We start from the raw sequence: 15,494 nt of genomic DNA, 5'->3' as shown, positions 1-15,494 counted from the left end.
CGGCGAGGGCGCGGGCGGCACGGCCGCGGAGGTGGGAGGAGGCGGTCTCGCGGTAGACATGGCGCAGCACCGGCGCCGCGCAGGCGATGCCGAGGCGTCCCGCGCCGTCGACCAGGGTCCACAGCGTGGGCGCGTCGGGGCCCTCGCCGCGCACGGCCTCGCGCAGGGCGCCGAGCACGAGCGGGCTGTCCTGGGCACCGCCGCGGCAGGCGAGGACCCGGCCGGCGGCGGCGCCGAGCACATCGGGGCGCTGGGCCCAGCCGCGGGCGCGGTCCACGGCCGCGACACTGCGCATCCGTTCGAAGGCGTCGACGGCCGCCTCCACGACGACCGAGGTGCCGTCGGCGACCGCGGCCTCGACCAGATCGAGCGCCTCGGAATCATTGCCGTCCGCGAGATAGCGCAGGGCGGTGCAGCGGGCCCCGTCGGTGCCGGCGCGAGCGGCCAGCAGGATCTCCGGCCGGTCCTCGGGTCCGGCCACGGCGACCAGACAGCGGGCGGCGGGCACATGGAGGGCGGCGCCCCGGTCGAGGCCCTGCTGGGCCCACTCGAAGACGGCGCTGACACTCCAGCCGGGGCGGGGCCCGGTCGGCCGCATCTGCCGCTGCCAGCGGTCGAAACATCCGGCCTCGTGGGCGGCCCGTACCCGGGCGCCGATGCCGTCGCGCGGATCCTCGGCCCACAGCCGCCAGGGCCGGGGTTCGAAGGCGTCGCGCACGACGGTGGCCAGCTCGGCCTCGCCCTCGGGGTCGGCCGGGAAACGGGCGAGCACGGGGGCGGCGAGGGCGCGCAGCCCCGCGTCGTCGTCGCGCAGCGCCAGTTCGTCCAGCGCCCAGGCCCAGTTGGCGCCCTGGGCGGCGTACCGGCGCAGCAGGTCGAGGGCGTCCCGGCGGCCGTACGAGGCGAGATGGCCGAGCACCGCGAGGGCCAGGCCGGTGCGGGACTCGTCCGTCTCCAGGTGGTCCTCGGGGTCGAAGAGGTGTGCCTCGACGGCGTCCAGCTCGCCGTTCAGGTCGAGGAAGAGACGGGCGTAGTACAGGGAGCGGTTCTCCACCTGCCAGTCGTGGCGGGGATCGCGCAGCACACAGTGGTTCAGGGCCGCGAGGGCTTCCGCGCGGGGGGCGGTGAGCGCGTGCAGCGTGCCGTCGCCGCGGCCCCGCTGAAGCAGGCCGAGCAGCGTACCGCTGGGCGCTATGACCGGATCGAACATGGGAAACAGCCTCACATCAAGCGTCGACGCAACCGGGGAACACGCACTACCTGGCCGCGTGACACAACGTCGGAGCGCCCGCCGTCTCTTGCTTGCTGTAGCCCATTTCTCTCTGCCTCTCGTCGGTGGCCCATGCGGACCGCATCACGGTCCGCGCGGTGCGGCAACACCTGCCCAGCCATCGCGTCCGTGAATCACGTCGTCATGATGACCCGCGGTGTGTGCTGCCGCGACCGTATTTCCGGCGGCCCTGTACCGCCTCCCCCGTTTTCTGTGTCTTAGCTGGTCAGAAGCCCGACGTCAGCTGACGCCGAACAGTTCGAGCACATCGGCCCGACCGAACATCCGGGCGGTGTCGACGGCCGACGGCGTGCCCTCGGCGGGGTCGGCGCCGCCCTCCAGGAGAGCCTTGACGACCTCCGTCTCCCCCTTGAAGACCGCGCCCGCGAGGGGGGTCTGGCCCCGGTCGTTGACCCGGTTCGCCTCGGCGCCGCGGGCGAGCAGCGCGCGCACCGCGTCGGCGTGCCCGTGGTACGCGGCGAGCATCACGAGGGAGTCCCCGCGGTCGTTGGTGAGGTTGGCCGGAACGCCCGCGTCGATGTACGCCACGAGTGCCTCGGTCTGCCCCTGCCGGGCCAGATCGAAGATCTTGGTCGCCAGCTCCACGACCTCGGGGTCGGGGGCTTCGCTCATCGGCCGGACCGCCTCTCATTACAACCGTTCAGGTGAACCGCAAGGGTACTGGCTCGTGCCTCACATGACCCGTTGTGCCCGACGTAAAGATCGCTACGGGCGGGGCCGGCCGCAAGTGCCCTGCTCAACGGTGCCGTATCGACTCCACCGTACGGGCGAATAGTCACGATATTCACCCAGTTGCGCTCTTTATCGTATAGACACATGCTGTGATCCTGGAAGTACTGATGGTGACTGTCCCCCTCGACACCAGGAGGCCCCCAATGATCCTCTCCATGTCAGGCGTCGTCCTGCTCGGCACCGTCGTGTTCCTCTACTTCCGCAAGGACGGCCTGAAGGGCTCGCACGCCTGCGCCTCGACCCTGTTCGGGTTCTACCTGTCGAGCACGGCCATCGCGCCGAGCATCAAGGCCGGCGGGGAGAGCCTGGCCAGCCTCCTGGGCGGCATCAAGTTCTGACGCCGGTCCCGCACGACGCCCCGCCCGCACGCACCACCAGGAGACAGCAGTGGCCCGGCGCCCACTCCCCCGCATTCTGAGCAAGGACGGCGCGCAGCTCGCGCGGACGCAGCTGGCCCGGAGCCGGGAGCTGGCCCGGACGGCGGCCGACAGCGCCACCGACGTCCTCCATCCGCTGATCACCCTCTCCCGCGGGCTGCGCCTGCTGGCCTCGGCGGGGCGGCGCAGATGGACCGCCACCCCCAAGGACCGGCGCGGGCCGCTGCTGTTCCTGGTGGCCTGCGTGGTCCTGGTCGTGGCACTGGCACCGTACGGGCCGCTGCTCGCCGTCGTCACCGTGATGGCGGCGGCGGCCTGGCTGGGCCGCGACCGCACCGCACCCGAGCCCGAAGGGCCCGACGAGTCCCAGACCGAGCGGCTCCGGGCGCTGTACGAGGCGCTGGTGCCGTACTTCTCCGTCCCCGAGGACCCCGCCCCGCTGTACGCGCACGGCGGGGACTGGGAGAAGGCCTTCCCCGCGCACGAGTTCGACGACGCGGGGCGCGTCGGGCAGCTGGTGCTCCGCTACCCCGCGTACTTCCCGGACGGCGAGCCCGAGGCCCGCGCGCGGATCGAGCAGGTGCTCACCGCGAAGGCGGGGCGCGGCCGTGAGTACCGCTTCGGCTGGGACGAGGAGGGCAACCAGCTCACCGTGAGCGTCCTGCCGCCGCTGCCCGCCGACATCGTGGCCCAGCGGTTCGTGACCGCGCCCGGCGAGAGCGTGCTCGGCTTCACCGACCCGAGCGAGGTGCAGCGCACGCTTCCCCTGTCCTTCGGGGACTACGGGGACTCCTACGACGAGCAGCGCGATGTCCCGCCCGTCGTCTGGCGCACCGGCACCCGCTCCACCGAGCCGCATCTGCTGGCGGTCGGCCAGCCCGGCAGCGGCACGTCCACCCTGCTGCGCTCCCTCGCCCTGCAAGCCCTTCAGTACGGCGATGTCCTCATCGTGGACGGCGGGGGCACCGGCGAGTACGCGTGCCTGACCGGCCGGGACGGGGTGCTGGCCGTGGAGTGCGCGCTGCCGGGGGCGCTGGCCAGCCTGGACTGGGCCGCGCGCGAGACGGAACGGCGGCTGGTCGCGATCAACCTCGCCCGGCAGGCGGGCGACCCGCCCCCGGCCGACACCCGGCGCCCGCTGTGGATCCTCCTGGACCGGCCGAGCGTCTTCGCGCACCTCGCGGAGGTGGACGATCGCGGGGACCCGCAGGACCTGCTCCAGGTGCCGCTGCGGCACGGGCGGGCGGCGAACGTGACGGTCGTCGTCGCCGAGCAGTACGACGGCCTCGACGCGCTCGGCGACGCGGTACGGCAGCACACCAGGGCCCGGGTCGCCCTCGGACCCGCGACGGCACGGCAGGTGGAGGCGGTGCTGGGGGCGGCGCCGCGGACGACGCCGCCGGTGCAGGTGCCGCCGGGGCGGGGGTACGCCCGCCTGGGGCACGGTCCGGTGCACCGGCTTCAGGTGCCGAGGACGCCGGATCCGTACGACGACGCGACGAGTGAGGGGGATCGGCGGGCGGTGCTGGATCTGCTGCCGCCGCGGGTCGCGCAGGCGGCGCGGCCGATCGACCTGACCAAGGGGGTCGCCGCGGAGGCGGTTCCTGCGGAGCCGGTTCCCGCGGAGCCCATGGCCGCGGAGCCCGTAGCGGCGGAGTAGGTATTCGGGCGCGGGTGCGTCGCGGCCGGTCGCGCGGCCCCCGCGCCCCTTCGGCGCGCTCTACGCCACGAACGTCCGCGGCGATTCCGCCGCCGCCCCCGTGCCCCCGGTCTCCACCAGTCGGGCCGCCGCGGCCAGTCGTACCGCCGCCTCCTCCGCCACCGCTCCCCCCACGGTGAACGGCAGCCGGACGTACCCCTCGAACGCGCCGTCGACGCCGAAGCGCGGGCCGGAGGGGACGCGGACGCCGGTGCGTTCGCCCATTTCCGCGAGGCGGGAGCCGGAGAGGCCGCCCGCGCGGACCCAGAGGGTCAGACCGCCCTGGGGGACGGCGAACTCCCAGTCCGGCAGCTCCCGGCGCAGCGCGGTGACCAGGGCGTCCCGGTTCTCCCGGGCCTGCGCCCGCCGTAGCGCCACCGCCTGCTCCCAACCCCCCGTGCTGAACAGCCAGTTGACGGCCAGCTGCTCCAGCACCGGCGTCCCCAGGTCGGCGTACGCCCGCGCCGCGACCAGGCTGCGGACGATGTCCGGCGCGGCCCGCACCCAGCCGATCCGCATCCCGGCCCAGAACGCCTTGCTGGCCGAGCCGACCGTGATCACCGTGGAGCCCGCGGGGTCGAACGCGCAGACCCGGCGCGGCATCCCCGCGGCCCCCACCTCCTCCTCCAGCCACAGCTCGCTCATCGTCTCGTCCGCGACGAGCACCGTGCCCGCCGCGCGGGCCGCGTCCACCAGGCGGCGCCGCTGGTCCTCGTCCGCGAGCGCCCCCGTGGGGTTGTGGAAGTCGGCGACCACATAGGCGAGCCGGGGCGCGGCCTCCCGCAGGACCTGGCGCCAGCGGTCCATGTCCCACCCGGCGAGCCCCTCGGCCATCGCGACCGGCACCAGCCGCGCGCCCGCCTCCCGCATCAGCTGGAGGATGTTGGCGTAGGAGGGGGACTCCACGGCGATGCGCTCGCCGCGGCCCGCGAAGAGATGGCAGATCGCGTCGATGGCACCCATCGCGCCGGTCGTCACCATGATCTGCTCGGGCATCGTGGGGATCCCGCGCGCGGTGTAGCGCTCGGCGATCATCGCGCGCAGGGCGGGCAGTCCGGCCGGATAGTCGCCGTGGGTGTGCGCGTACGGCGGCAGTTCCTCCAGCGCTCCCTGCACGGCGCGGGTGAGCCAGGGCTCGGGCGCGGGCAGCGAGGCGCAGCCCAGGTCGATCATCGAGCCGAGGGCCTCAGGGGGCAGCGGCTCAAGACCGCGCGCGGGCACCGGATTGCCGGCCGGTACCGCGGTCCAGCTGCCCGCGCCGCGCCGGGACTCCAGGAAGCCCTCGCCGCGCAGCGCCTCGTAGGCGGCCGCGACGGTGGTGCGGCTCACCGAGAGGGAGAGGGCCAGTTCGCGTTCGGCGGGCAGCCGGGCTGCGACCGGGACGCGCCCCTCCAGGACCAGCAGCCGGATGCCGTCGGCCAGCGCCCGGTAGGCGGGCGGGCGGCGGCTGCCGGGCCCGGCCGGGCGTTCCTGCTGGGAGTTGAGCAGCCGGGCGAGCTGCGCGGCCCCCACCGCCGAGGTCCACTGCGCCATGAGATCAGTCCACCTTCCCCGGATTGGCCATGGATGGAGTTTCCTCCCAAGCCACAGAGTGACATGCGTCAGGCCACTACCACTACCCAGGGGGGTATGTTGTGTCCACTCCCGGACATATAGGACGCCGATTGGTCCAGCTCTACGTCGGACTCACGCTCTACGGCGTGAGTTCCGCGCTGCTCGTCGCCTCGGGCCTCGGCCTGGAGCCCTGGGGGGTGCTGCACCAGGGGCTCGCGCGGCGCACCGGGCTGAGCATCGGCGAGGTGTCGATCGTGGTGGGGGCGGCGGTGCTGCTGCTGTGGATCCCGCTGCGGCTGCGCCCCGGGCTCGGCACCGTCTCCAATGTCTTCCTCATCGGCCTGGCCCTGGACGGGACGCTCGCGCTGCTGCCCCCGGCGCACTCGCTGCTCGCCCGCGTCCCGCTGATGCTCGCCGGGGTGCTGCTCAACGGCGCGGCCACCGGCCTGTACATCGCGGCGCGCTTCGGACCGGGCCCGCGCGACGGGCTGATGACGGGCCTGCACCAGCGCACCGGGCGCTCGATCCGGCTGATGCGCACCATCATCGAAGTGACGGTCGTGGCCACCGGGTTCGCGCTGGGCGGCACCATCGGCGTGGGCACCGTGCTGTACGCCCTGTCCATCGGTCCGCTGGCCCAGTTCTTCCTGCGGGTCTTCGCCCTGCCCCCGGCATCGAGCAGCAGCACGATCGTTGCCGAAAGGACACCCCGCGGAGCGATACTGCGTCGGTGACCACCGCGATACGCCACCCCTACCTCGACCACCCGGGCCCCCTCGCCTTCGCCCATCGCGGCGGAGCCGCCGACGGGGTGGAGAACACCGCGGCGCAGTTCCGCCGCGCCGTGGAGCTGGGCTACCGCTACATCGAGACCGATGTGCACGCCACGGCGGACGGCCGGCTCGTGGCCTTCCACGACACGACCCTGGACCGGGTCACCGACGGCGCGGGCCGCATCGCCGACCTGCCCTGGGCTGAGGTCCGGCGGGCACGGGTCGGCGGCCGTGAACCGGTGCCGCTGTTCGAGGAGTTGCTGGAGACCTTCCCCGAGGTCCGCTGGAACATCGACATCAAGGCGGAGCCCGCGCTGCGGCCGCTGCTCGACCTGCTGGAGCGCACGGGCGCCTGGGACCGGGTCTGCGTGGGCTCGTTCTCCGAGGCGCGGGTGCTGCGCGCCCAGCGGCTGGCCGGGCCCCGCCTCGCCACCTCCTTCGGCACCCGCGGGGTGCTGAGCCTGCGGCTGCGCTCCTGGGGACTGCCGGCCGCGGTGCGCCGCTCGGCGGTGGCGGCACAGGTGCCGGAGGCCCAGTCGGGCGTCCCGGTGGTCGACGCCCGCTTCGTCCGCGCCGCCCACGCGCGCGGGCTGCACGTCCATGTCTGGACGATCAACAAACCGGAACGCATGCACCGGCTGCTGGACCTGGGTGTGGATGGCATCATGACCGATCACATCGACATGTTGCGCAAGGTCATGGAGGAGCGCGGGGTCTGGGTCTGAACCGACCCGGCGCCGCCCGCCCTTGCCTTCGCAGGGGAGCGGAAGCGAGGGCACGATGGGGATCGACACCGTGCGCGCGGGGGTGGCGGACGAGACCGCCGACCTCCGGCGCCAGCAAAGAGGCTGGTACTTCTACGACTGGGCGTACTCGGTCTATTCGGCGAGCGTCCTGACCGTTTTCATCGGTCCCTATCTCACCTCGATCGCCGAGCACGCGGCGGACTCCGGCGGCTATGTGCACCCGCTGGGCATACCGGTGCGGGCGGGGTCGTACTTCGCCTACTCGGTGTCCCTGTCGGTGATCCTGGCCGTCGTGGCGATGCCGCTGGTGGGCAGCGCGGCCGACCGCACGGGCCGTAAGAAGCCGCTGCTGGCCGCGGCCGCGTACACCGGCGCGGCGGCGACCACTGGCATGTTCTTCCTGGACGGCGACCGGTATCTGCTGGGCGGGGTGCTGCTCGTCGTGGCCAATGCCGCGGCAGCCGTCGGCGGGATGCTCTACAACTCCTATCTGCCGCAGATCGCCCCGCCCGAGGAGCGCGACGCGGTCTCCTCCCGGGGCTGGGCCTTCGGCTACGGCGCGGGCGCCATGGTCCTGGTCGCCAACCTGGTCCTGTACTCGGCCCATGACTCCTTCGGCCTGAGCCAGGGCCAGGCGGTGCGCATCTGTCTGGCCTCGGCGGGTCTGTGGTGGGGCGCCTTCACCCTCGTACCGCTGCGGCTGCTGCGCGACCGGCGGGCGCGGGCGGCGGGCGAGGCCGCGCCGGACGGGGTCCCGTCGACGGGGCTGCGGCAGCTGGCGGCGACGGTGCGGGACATGCGCCGGCACCCGCTGACGCTGTCCTTCCTGCTGGCCTACCTGATCTACAACGACGGCATCCAGACCGTCATCTCCCAGGCCTCGGTCTACGGCTCCCAGGAGCTGGGGCTCGGGCAGTCCACGCTGATCGTGGCGGTGCTGCTGGTGCAGGTGCTGGCCGTGGCGGGCGCGCTGGCGATGGGACGCCTCGCGCGGACCTACGGCGCCCAGCGCACCATCCTCGGCTCGCTGGTGGCCTGGACGATCACGCTCGCGGCCGGGTACTTCCTGCCCGCGAAGGCGCCGGTGTACTTCTTCCTGCTGGCCGCCGGGATCGGCATGGTCCTCGGCGGCAGCCAGGCGCTGTCCCGCTCGCTCTTCTCCCATCTGGTGCCGCCGGGCAAGGAGGCCGAGTACTTCTCGGCGTACGAGCTCAGCGACCGCGGGATGAGCTGGCTGGGCCCGATGCTGTTCGGTGTGACGTACCAGCTGACCGGTAGCTACCGGTCCGCGATCATCTCCCTGGTGGCCTTCTTCATCATCGGATTCGCCCTGCTCGCCCGGGTCCCGGTACGGCGGGCGATCGCCGCCGCGGGCAACCCGGTGCCCGAGAAGATCTAGCGCCGATTTAGCGCTCGGCACGAAAGGGCGGTAGTGTACGCGTTTGGCCTGCCAGGCGTACCGTTACTGCGCGTCAAAGATGCCGAAACGCTGGGTGACATCTGCTAGCAGATGTGACAAACCGGGCGCCTGTGGGTAGAACAAGGGGCGGCTACGACGGCGACGCATGACCCGGAACGGGACTCGGAACGGGAATCTTTACCGCCGACCGGACGTTGACCGGATGACGACGACAGCGACACCTGTCCTGTGGGCGACAAGCCCGGGAGGCACGATTCATGAGTGAGCGAGCTCTTCGCGGTACGCGCCTCGTGGTGACCAGCTACGAGACGGACCGCGGCATCGACCTGGCCCCGCGCCAGGCCGTGGAGTACGCATGTGAGAAGGGGCATCGCTTCGAGATGCCCTTCTCGGTCGAGGCGGAGATCCCGCCGGAGTGGGAGTGCAAGGTCTGCGGGGCCCAGGCACTCCTGGTGGACGGCGACGGCCCTGAGGAGAAGAAGGCCAAGCCCGCGCGTACCCATTGGGACATGCTGATGGAGCGGCGCACCCGTGAGGAGCTCGAAGAGGTCCTTGAGGAGCGCCTGGCGGTGCTGCGTTCGGGGGCGATGAACATCGCCGTGCATCCCCGGGACAGCCGCAAGTCGGCATAGCGGGCAAGCCGCACAGCACATATACGAGACCGCGGGCGCCGTACGTTCTTCAGGACGTACGGCGCCCGCGGTCTGTCATGCTTCCGGGCTAGGGCCTGTCTGACAATTCCCGTCGTCGCCCGGAGGGCGGCCGCGCGGCGTCAGGTGCGTGCTCTCGGGGTGCCGGGCGTAGGCCCTCGTACTGGACGTACTTGGGTCTGCGCCCGGTGCCGCGAGAGTGCGTGCATGGCGTCGCGCGGCAGACGGGAATTGTCAGACAGGCCCTAGCGGGTCAGGGGCGGTCGCCGCTCGTCCGGTCCCGTGCGGTCGGCGCGGTCCTCGTGGATGACCTCGCCCTGGACGACCTTGCCGTCGGGGCGGTGCATACGGGCCTGCTGGAAGGCGTCGCCCAGGCTGCCCGGGGCGGCGGCGCGCAGCCGCTTCTCGAAGGTGTTCTCCGCGAGCCGGCTCACGGCCTTCTGCACCGGGGGCAGCAGCAGGAGCAGGCCCAAGAGGTCGGAGATCATGCCCGGGATGATCAGCAGCAGGCCGCCGAGCATGGTCAGCCCGTTGCCCTCGCCGCGCTTGGGGGAGCCGCCCTGCTGGAGCGCCTCGTTGAGATTCTGGAAGGCCCGCCGGCCCGCCCGCTTGATCACCACGGAACCGGCCACCACCCCGGCCACGAGCAGCAGGAACACGGTCATGCCGCCCGCCGCGCCGGCGACCAGGGTCAGCAGCCAGATCTCCAGCACCAGCCACCCGGCGAGACCCAGCGGCAGATACCTGCGCAGCCGGGAGCGCCGGGGCCGATCGGTGTACGGGGTGGTCGGAGCGCCAGTCGTCATACCCCCAGTGTGCCTGGCTCCGGCTCAGCGCCGGATAAGGGGCTACGGGGTGTGCTTGTCCTTGCCGGTGAGCTTGGCGACGCGGTCCCCCGCGCCCCAGGCGGTGACCCGCCACAGCGCCTCGACCAGGATGTCCTTGCTCATCTTGGAGTCGCCCAGCTCGCGCTCCACGAAGGTGATCGGCACCTCGATCACGTGATAGCCGGCCTTGACCGCGCGGCGGGCGAGGTCGACCTGGAAGCAGTAGCCCTGCGAGGCGACCTCCTCCAGGCCCAGGCCCTTGAGGGTCTCGGCGCGGAAGGCGCGGTAGCCGCCGGTGATGTCGCGCAGCGGCAGATCGAGGGCGAGCCGGGAGTAGAGGCTGCCGCCGCGGGAGATGAACTCACGGGACTTAGGCCAGTTGACCACCCGGCCGCCGGGCACCCAGCGGGAGCCGAGCACCAGGTCGGCGCTCTTGAGGGCGGTGAGCAGCCGGGGCAGCTCCTCGGGCTGGTGGGAGCCGTCGGCGTCCATCTCGATCAGCACGCCGTAGTCGTGCTCCAGGCCCCAGCGGAAGCCCGCGAGATAGGCGGCGCCCAGGCCTTCCTTGCCCTTGCGGTGCATCACCTGGACGTTGTCGTCCTCGGCGGCCAGCTCGTCGGCGAGCTTGCCGGTGCCGTCGGGGCTGTTGTCGTCCGCGATCAGCACGTGGGCCTCGGGGACGGCCTTGCGCACCCGGCCGACGATGGTCTTGATGTTCTCCGCCTCGTTGTAGGTCGGGATGATCACCAAGGCCGTGCCGAGCGGACCGAACTGCCTCCCCTGGGCCTTGGCCGCGAGGGTCCCGTCGCCGTCGTTCACTGCTGCCCCTTCTGGTCGTACGCAGGCGTCCACCATAGTGGCCGCCGCCTGGGTGGACGTGACAGCTGGTACGTATGGTGGTGTCGATTGCACAAGAGTGGGGTAAGAACGTGCTTTTCGGGATGTTCCCGACCTGTTCGCGGCACGTTCTTTTCCTCTTCCGACTGTTCGGATGATTCCCCACCCGGGTGGGTTGCCTCCCCCGTGCTACGGATGGGGGCCCGGCGCCCTTCGGGCCGACCTGGGACCCGCTGGCTGCGGATCGACCGAAAGCCGTTGTCTACTGAGGCCGGGCCCCACCCGGGGTCGCACCTGGCCGACCGGCTGGAACGCTTCCCCGCCGGCGCGGGCGCTGAGCCTGGCTGCCAGTGGCGGTGCCCCGGTGCGGGGCGCCGTCCCTGACCCAGCGGCGCGGCGGGGAGGGGCGCGAACGCTTCCCGGTCGGGCGTCCGGTGGTGGACTCGGACGAACCTACCGGCCCTCAGCTCCCGACTGTCAACAGACCCCTGACCTGGGCGTCCTCCGTGCCGCCCGGGAGCGGTGCGGAGGATCCGCAGGTCGCGCGAGGCGCCCGGGGCAAGGGGCGGCCGCCGCGCCACCCCCGGAGATCACTCGCCCGGCCGTACGAAGACCGTCCGGCCGCCCACCACGGTGCGCAGACAGCGCGGCAGCTCACCGCCCGGGGTGAGGTCGGGCAGGCCGGGGGTGCCGGAGCGCGGGTCGGTCGACCAGCGGGCCACCCGGTCGTCGGGGGCCTGCACCACCAGCTCGCCGGTGCGCCAGACCGCGAAGTCGGCGGGCGCCCCGGGCACCAGGACGCCCGCGTCGTCCCGGCCGATCGCCCGCCAGCCGCCCCGGGTGTGCGCGGTGAAGGCGGCGCGCACGGAGACCCGGTGCTCGGGGGTGTGGTGGAAGGCGGCGGCGCGGACCGTGCCCCAGGGGTCGAGCGGGGTGACGGGGCTGTCGGAGCCGAAGGCCAGCGGGACTCCGGAGCGCAGCAGGGCGGCGTACGGGTTGAGGGTGCGGACCCGCTCGGCGCCGAGGCGGCGGGCGTACATGCCGTCCGCCCCGCCCCACAGCGCGTCGAAGGCGGGCTGCACGGAGGCGATCAGGCCCAGCTCGGCGAAGCCGGCCACGGTCTCCGGAGTGAGCATCTCGGCGTGCTCGACGCGGTGCCGGGCGGCCCGGATCCGGGCGAGGCCGACCTTCTCGGCGGCCGCGCGCACCCCGTCGACCACGGACGACACGGCGGCGTCGCCGATGGCGTGGAAGCCCGCCTGGAGGCCCGCCTCGGTGCAGGCGATCACATGGGCGGCGATGGTGTCGGTGTCCAGGTAGGCGGTGCCGGTGTGGTCCGCGTCGGCGTACGGCTCGTGCAGGCACGCGGTGTGCGAGCCGAGGGCGCCGTCGGCGAAGAGGTCGCCCGCGGCGCCGATCGCGCCCAGCTCGCGGGCCTTGTCGACGTCCCGCTCGGCCCAGTAGCCGAGGACCCGGGGTCCGGGCAGGGTGGCGGCGAGTTCCAGCAGTCCGGTGAAGTCGTCCTCGGAGGAGATCTGCGGTCCGCCGCACTCGTGCACCGAGCCGATGCCGAGGGAGGCGGCGTGCGTCAGCGCGGTGCGCTGGGCCTCCGCGCGCTGGGCGGGGGTGATGGCGGCGAAGGCGGCCTTGCGTACGGCGTGATGGGCGTCCCGGGTCAGCGGCGCGTCGGTGCGGGGCAGGTCGCCGCCGACCATGTCCAGCAGGGCGGTGGTGACGACGGCCGAGTGCACGTCGATGCGGGAGAGGTACAGCGGGCGCCCGCCGGTGGCCTCGTCCAGCTCCGCGCGCGTCGGCGGCCGGCCACCGGGCCAGCGGGCGGCGTCCCAGCCGTGGCCCAGCAGCACCCGGTCTGCGGGCCGGGCGGCGGCGAACTCCCGGACCAGGTCGAGCGCGGCCGCCAGGGAGGGCGCGGCGCTCAGATCGAGACCGGTCAGTGCGAGACCGGTGGCCGTGGTGTGCACATGGGCGTCCGTGAAGGCCGGGGTGACCAGGGCGCCGTCGAGATCGATCACCTCCCCCACGCCGTCGGCGAACGCGTCCGCGGCGCCCTCCGACCCGACCCAGGCGATATGGCCGGCCTCCACGACCATCGCGGTGGCGAAGGGATCGGCGGGACTGTGGACATCGCCGTTGCGGAGAAGGAGGGTGCGGTCGCTCATAGGCGACAGTTTCCCTCGGACCGCGCGGGGTGGTGCATCTGGGGCGGTGGGTGCCGGTGCGGCGGGGCACCCATGGCGGGCAGGGCGTCGTCAGATGAGCGGTGGACGGGCCTCGTACGGGGTCGAGAGGACCACCGTCGTACGGGTGGACACGCCCGCCAGGCTCCGGAGCCGGGCCAGCAGCTCCTCCAGTTCGTGCGGGGTCGCCACGCGGACCTTGAGGATGTAGTTCTCGTCACCGGCGACGCTGTGGCAGGCCTCGATCTCGGGCACGCCGGCGAGGCGGTCGGCGATGTCGTCGGGGGCGCTGGGGTCGAACGGTTTCACCGAGATGAACGCGGTCAGGGGCAACCCGACGGCCTCCGGGTCGACCACCGCGGCATAGCCGCGGATGACGCCACGCTGTTCGAGCCGGCGCACCCGCTGGTGCACGGCCGACGTGGACAGGCCCGTGGCCTTGCCCAGGTCTGTGTAGCTCATCCGCCCGTCCTTGACGAGCAGCTGCACGATCTGACGGTCCAGCTCCTCCATGGCGCCAAAACCTACAGGGCGTTCGATCTTCTCGGACAGCCGACGGCCCTCCTCGGACGCCGGTACGGTCATCTGCGCGCGGCATGTGACGAACGACACACCATTCGAACAGGCTCCGTGATGTTCTCGTGATTACCGCCGAGAGCGGACGGGAAGTGCTTGCTGTGGTCGTGGCCGCCGAGCCTTTCACGGCCCAGCCTTAGGGGGAGAATCCCATGCAGAGTGTCAAGCGCCCTGGTCGATCCGCGTCCAAGCGGCAGCAGCCGGTGGTCGAGCCCGAGCCGGAGGGCGTCGAACCCGACGCCTTCGAGGACGAGCTGGACGCCTACGACACCTTGGAGATGTACCGGGTGATCTGCCCGGACTGCGCGCAGCCGATCGCGCTGCTGGCGGACGAGGAGATCCTGCCGGAGCACGCGCTGTGCGCCTCGCCGTGGAACCCGTTCGGGCTCACCGTGTGCGCGGGTACGGGCCGTTCGGCCACCGACGCCCGGCCCGCGGACGAGTCCGTCACCCCGCAGGAGCAGGACACCGCGCTGCTGCTGACGCTCCCCCAGGGCCTGGACTGGCGGACGCAGCCCTTCTCGCACGTCGGCGGTCCGGGCTCGCGTCCGATGCGGGTGCCGGAGATGCGCCAGCGGGCCGCCTGAGCCCCGCGCACCGGAGCCGGCCCGACGCCGGACGTCCCTGGACTGACGCTCGATTCGGGCGGGCGGTGACCTGTGTGCCGGGTGCCGCGTTCTCACGGGTATGACATCCCTGCACCCGGTCACCGGGCGTCGGCGCCGTATCTTCGTCCCGCACCCCGCGGTGCCGGACCGGTCCGCCGCCCCGCAGGACCCGCCCATCTACCGCGATCTGCTGCGTGCCTGGGCCGATCGCGGCCGTACCCTGCCGGGCCGCCAGGACCCCGAGTGGGTGCGGCTGGCGGCGCCGACGGTGCGTCCGGGTCAGTTCGGCGCGGACCGGTTCAGCGGGCTTCGGGTCCCGCCACGTGACGGGCGATGACCATCCGCTGGATCTGGTTGGTGCCCTCGACGATCTGGAGCACCTTGGCCTCGCGCATGTAGCGCTCGGCCGGGAAGTCGGCGGTGTAGCCGTATCCGCCGAGGATCTGTACGGCGTCCGTGGTGACCTTCATGGCGGTGTCGGTGCAGTGCAGCTTGGCCATGGCGGCCTGCTTGGCGAACGGCTTGCCGGCGTCGCGCAGCCGGGCCGCGGCGAGGTAGAGGGCGCGGCCCGCCTCGATCTGGGTGGCCATGTCGGCGATCATGAAGCGCAGGCCCTGGAAGTCGGCGATGGGGTGGCCGAACTGCCGTCGCCCGGTGGCGTAGCCGACCGCTTCGTCCAGTGCGGCCTGGGCGACGCCGATGGCGCAGGCGGCGATGCCGAGGCGGCCGGAGTCGAGGGCGGACAGGGCGATGCCGAAGCCCTGGCCCTCCTCGCCGATGCGGCGGTCGTCGCCGACGCGGACGCCGTCGAAGTGGACCTGGGCGGTGGGCGAGCCCTTCATGCCCATCTTCTTCTCGGGGGCGGCCGCGCTGAGGCCGGGGGCGTCGCCGGGCACGAGGAAGGCGGTGATGCCGCGGGGGCCGTCCTCGCCGGTGCGGGCCATCACGGTGTAGAAGTCGGCGATGCCGCCGTGGGTGATCCAGGCCTTGGTGCCGGTGATCACCCAATCGTCGCCGTCCCGTACGGCCCGGGTGCGCAGGGAGGCGGCGTCGGAGCCGGAGGCGGGTTCGGACAGGCAGTAGGCGCCGAGGAGTCCGCCGCCGAGCATCGCGGGGAGGTGCTCGACCTGCTGCTGCTTGGTGCCGTGGGTGGCGAGCGCGTAGGCGGCGAGGGTATGCACGCTGAGGCCGAGGCCGACGGTGAGC

The 15,494-nt window shown here is 72.9% G+C and carries 16 protein-coding genes; 8 read left to right on the top strand and 8 right to left on the bottom strand.

All coding sequences use genetic code 11. The annotated features are described in order from the left end of the window. Both CCN72_RS33890 and CCN72_RS33885 read right to left on the bottom strand, forming a co-directional pair. A partial coding sequence (locus CCN72_RS33890; RefSeq protein WP_086812123.1) for a hypothetical protein occupies nt 1–1,210 on the bottom strand: 1,210 nt, incomplete at its 3' end. A 300-nt stretch (nt 1,211–1,510) separates the two neighbouring features. After that, nucleotides 1,511–1,903: an ankyrin repeat domain-containing protein gene (locus CCN72_RS33885; RefSeq protein ID WP_085562607.1), complete on the bottom strand. Its 393-nt coding sequence runs from the start codon at nt 1,901–1,903 to the stop codon at nt 1,511–1,513. Nucleotides 1,904–2,166: 263 nt separating this feature from the next. Between CCN72_RS33885 and CCN72_RS33880 the strand changes: the two genes are divergently transcribed. Together CCN72_RS33880 and CCN72_RS33875 are read left to right on the top strand one after the other, a co-directional pair. Continuing rightward, the gene (locus tag CCN72_RS33880; RefSeq protein WP_037650905.1) at nt 2,167–2,361 is read left to right on the top strand and encodes a hypothetical protein; all 195 of its coding nucleotides are present in this window, start codon (nt 2,167–2,169) and stop codon (nt 2,359–2,361) included. A gap of 49 nt (nt 2,362–2,410) precedes the next feature. Continuing rightward, entirely contained in the window at nt 2,411–4,060 is a 1,650-nt protein-coding gene (locus CCN72_RS33875; RefSeq protein WP_086812121.1) for a P-loop NTPase family protein, read from the top strand. A 60-nt stretch (nt 4,061–4,120) separates the two neighbouring features. Here CCN72_RS33875 and CCN72_RS33870 read toward each other — a convergent pair whose 3' ends face one another. Continuing rightward, on the bottom strand, nt 4,121–5,632 hold the full coding sequence (locus tag CCN72_RS33870) for an SCO1417 family PLP biosynthesis transcription factor (RefSeq protein WP_086812119.1): 1,512 nt from the start codon (nt 5,630–5,632) through the stop codon (nt 4,121–4,123). Between the two features lie 131 nt (nt 5,633–5,763). Between CCN72_RS33870 and yczE the strand changes: the two genes are divergently transcribed. The 4 genes from yczE (at nt 5,764) to CCN72_RS33850 (ending at nt 9,224) form a co-directional block, all read left to right on the top strand. Then, nucleotides 5,764–6,387: a membrane protein YczE gene (yczE, locus tag CCN72_RS33865; protein WP_232988260.1), complete on the top strand. Its 624-nt coding sequence runs from the start codon at nt 5,764–5,766 to the stop codon at nt 6,385–6,387. Then, on the top strand, nt 6,384–7,151 hold the full coding sequence (locus tag CCN72_RS33860; RefSeq protein WP_086812115.1) for a glycerophosphodiester phosphodiesterase family protein: 768 nt from the start codon (nt 6,384–6,386) through the stop codon (nt 7,149–7,151). Before yczE ends, CCN72_RS33860 begins: the two co-directional genes overlap by 4 nt. A gap of 55 nt (nt 7,152–7,206) precedes the next feature. After that, nucleotides 7,207–8,571, top strand: coding sequence for an MFS transporter (locus CCN72_RS33855; RefSeq protein ID WP_086812113.1), 1,365 nt, complete (start codon nt 7,207–7,209; stop codon nt 8,569–8,571). Between the two features lie 278 nt (nt 8,572–8,849). Next, nucleotides 8,850–9,224: an RNA polymerase-binding protein RbpA gene (locus CCN72_RS33850; protein WP_003977404.1), complete on the top strand. Its 375-nt coding sequence runs from the start codon at nt 8,850–8,852 to the stop codon at nt 9,222–9,224. A 263-nt stretch (nt 9,225–9,487) separates the two neighbouring features. Here CCN72_RS33850 and fxsA read toward each other — a convergent pair whose 3' ends face one another. The 4 genes from fxsA to CCN72_RS33825 form a co-directional block, all read right to left on the bottom strand. Beyond that, complete coding sequence (gene fxsA, locus CCN72_RS33840; protein ID WP_086812111.1) at nt 9,488–10,048, bottom strand: FxsA family membrane protein; 561 nt, start codon at nt 10,046–10,048, stop codon at nt 9,488–9,490. 42 nt (nt 10,049–10,090) lie between these two features. Next, on the bottom strand, nt 10,091–10,888 hold the full coding sequence (locus CCN72_RS33835) for a polyprenol monophosphomannose synthase (protein ID WP_086812109.1): 798 nt from the start codon (nt 10,886–10,888) through the stop codon (nt 10,091–10,093). Nucleotides 10,889–11,496: 608 nt separating this feature from the next. Beyond that, the gene (locus CCN72_RS33830; RefSeq protein ID WP_086812107.1) at nt 11,497–13,086 is read right to left on the bottom strand and encodes an amidohydrolase; all 1,590 of its coding nucleotides are present in this window, start codon (nt 13,084–13,086) and stop codon (nt 11,497–11,499) included. A 90-nt stretch (nt 13,087–13,176) separates the two neighbouring features. After that, nucleotides 13,177–13,617: an Lrp/AsnC family transcriptional regulator gene (locus CCN72_RS33825; RefSeq protein ID WP_085562598.1), complete on the bottom strand. Its 441-nt coding sequence runs from the start codon at nt 13,615–13,617 to the stop codon at nt 13,177–13,179. Nucleotides 13,618–13,832: 215 nt separating this feature from the next. Here CCN72_RS33825 and CCN72_RS33820 point away from each other — a divergent pair, with 215 nt between their 5' ends. Next, complete coding sequence (locus CCN72_RS33820; RefSeq protein ID WP_086812105.1) at nt 13,833–14,267, top strand: uroporphyrinogen-III synthase; 435 nt, start codon at nt 13,833–13,835, stop codon at nt 14,265–14,267. A gap of 100 nt (nt 14,268–14,367) precedes the next feature. Then, the gene (locus CCN72_RS33815) at nt 14,368–14,625 is read left to right on the top strand and encodes a hypothetical protein (RefSeq protein WP_086812103.1); all 258 of its coding nucleotides are present in this window, start codon (nt 14,368–14,370) and stop codon (nt 14,623–14,625) included. Here the strand turns inward: CCN72_RS33815 and CCN72_RS33810 are convergent. Continuing rightward, a partial coding sequence (locus tag CCN72_RS33810) for an acyl-CoA dehydrogenase family protein (protein ID WP_086812101.1) occupies nt 14,588–15,494 on the bottom strand: 907 nt, incomplete at its 5' end. The genes CCN72_RS33815 and CCN72_RS33810 overlap by 38 nt on opposite strands.

The organism is Streptomyces murinus (assembly GCF_002154555.1).
Classification (GTDB): domain Bacteria; phylum Actinomycetota; class Actinomycetes; order Streptomycetales; family Streptomycetaceae; genus Streptomyces; species Streptomyces murinus.
Note: the sequence above shows the minus strand (reverse complement) of the source record. Positions and strands in the feature narration are given on the sequence as shown.

What these genes read in the sequence shown, in the direction of transcription:
- CCN72_RS33885 (WP_085562607.1), bottom strand. Translation starts at nt 1,903, where the DNA reads ATGAGCGAAGCCCCCGACCCCGAGGTCGTGGAGCTGGCGACCAAGATC.
- CCN72_RS33880 (WP_037650905.1), top strand. Translation starts at nt 2,167, where the DNA reads ATGATCCTCTCCATGTCAGGCGTCGTCCTGCTCGGCACCGTCGTGTTC.
- CCN72_RS33870 (WP_086812119.1), bottom strand. Translation starts at nt 5,632, where the DNA reads ATGGCGCAGTGGACCTCGGCGGTGGGGGCCGCGCAGCTCGCCCGGCTG.
- CCN72_RS33855 (WP_086812113.1), top strand. Translation starts at nt 7,207, where the DNA reads ATGGGGATCGACACCGTGCGCGCGGGGGTGGCGGACGAGACCGCCGAC.
- CCN72_RS33850 (WP_003977404.1), top strand. Translation starts at nt 8,850, where the DNA reads ATGAGTGAGCGAGCTCTTCGCGGTACGCGCCTCGTGGTGACCAGCTAC.
- fxsA (WP_086812111.1), bottom strand. Translation starts at nt 10,048, where the DNA reads ATGACGACTGGCGCTCCGACCACCCCGTACACCGATCGGCCCCGGCGC.
- CCN72_RS33830 (WP_086812107.1), bottom strand. Translation starts at nt 13,086, where the DNA reads ATGAGCGACCGCACCCTCCTTCTCCGCAACGGCGATGTCCACAGTCCC.
- CCN72_RS33825 (WP_085562598.1), bottom strand. Translation starts at nt 13,617, where the DNA reads ATGGAGGAGCTGGACCGTCAGATCGTGCAGCTGCTCGTCAAGGACGGG.
- CCN72_RS33820 (WP_086812105.1), top strand. Translation starts at nt 13,833, where the DNA reads ATGCAGAGTGTCAAGCGCCCTGGTCGATCCGCGTCCAAGCGGCAGCAG.
- CCN72_RS33815 (WP_086812103.1), top strand. Translation starts at nt 14,368, where the DNA reads ATGACATCCCTGCACCCGGTCACCGGGCGTCGGCGCCGTATCTTCGTC.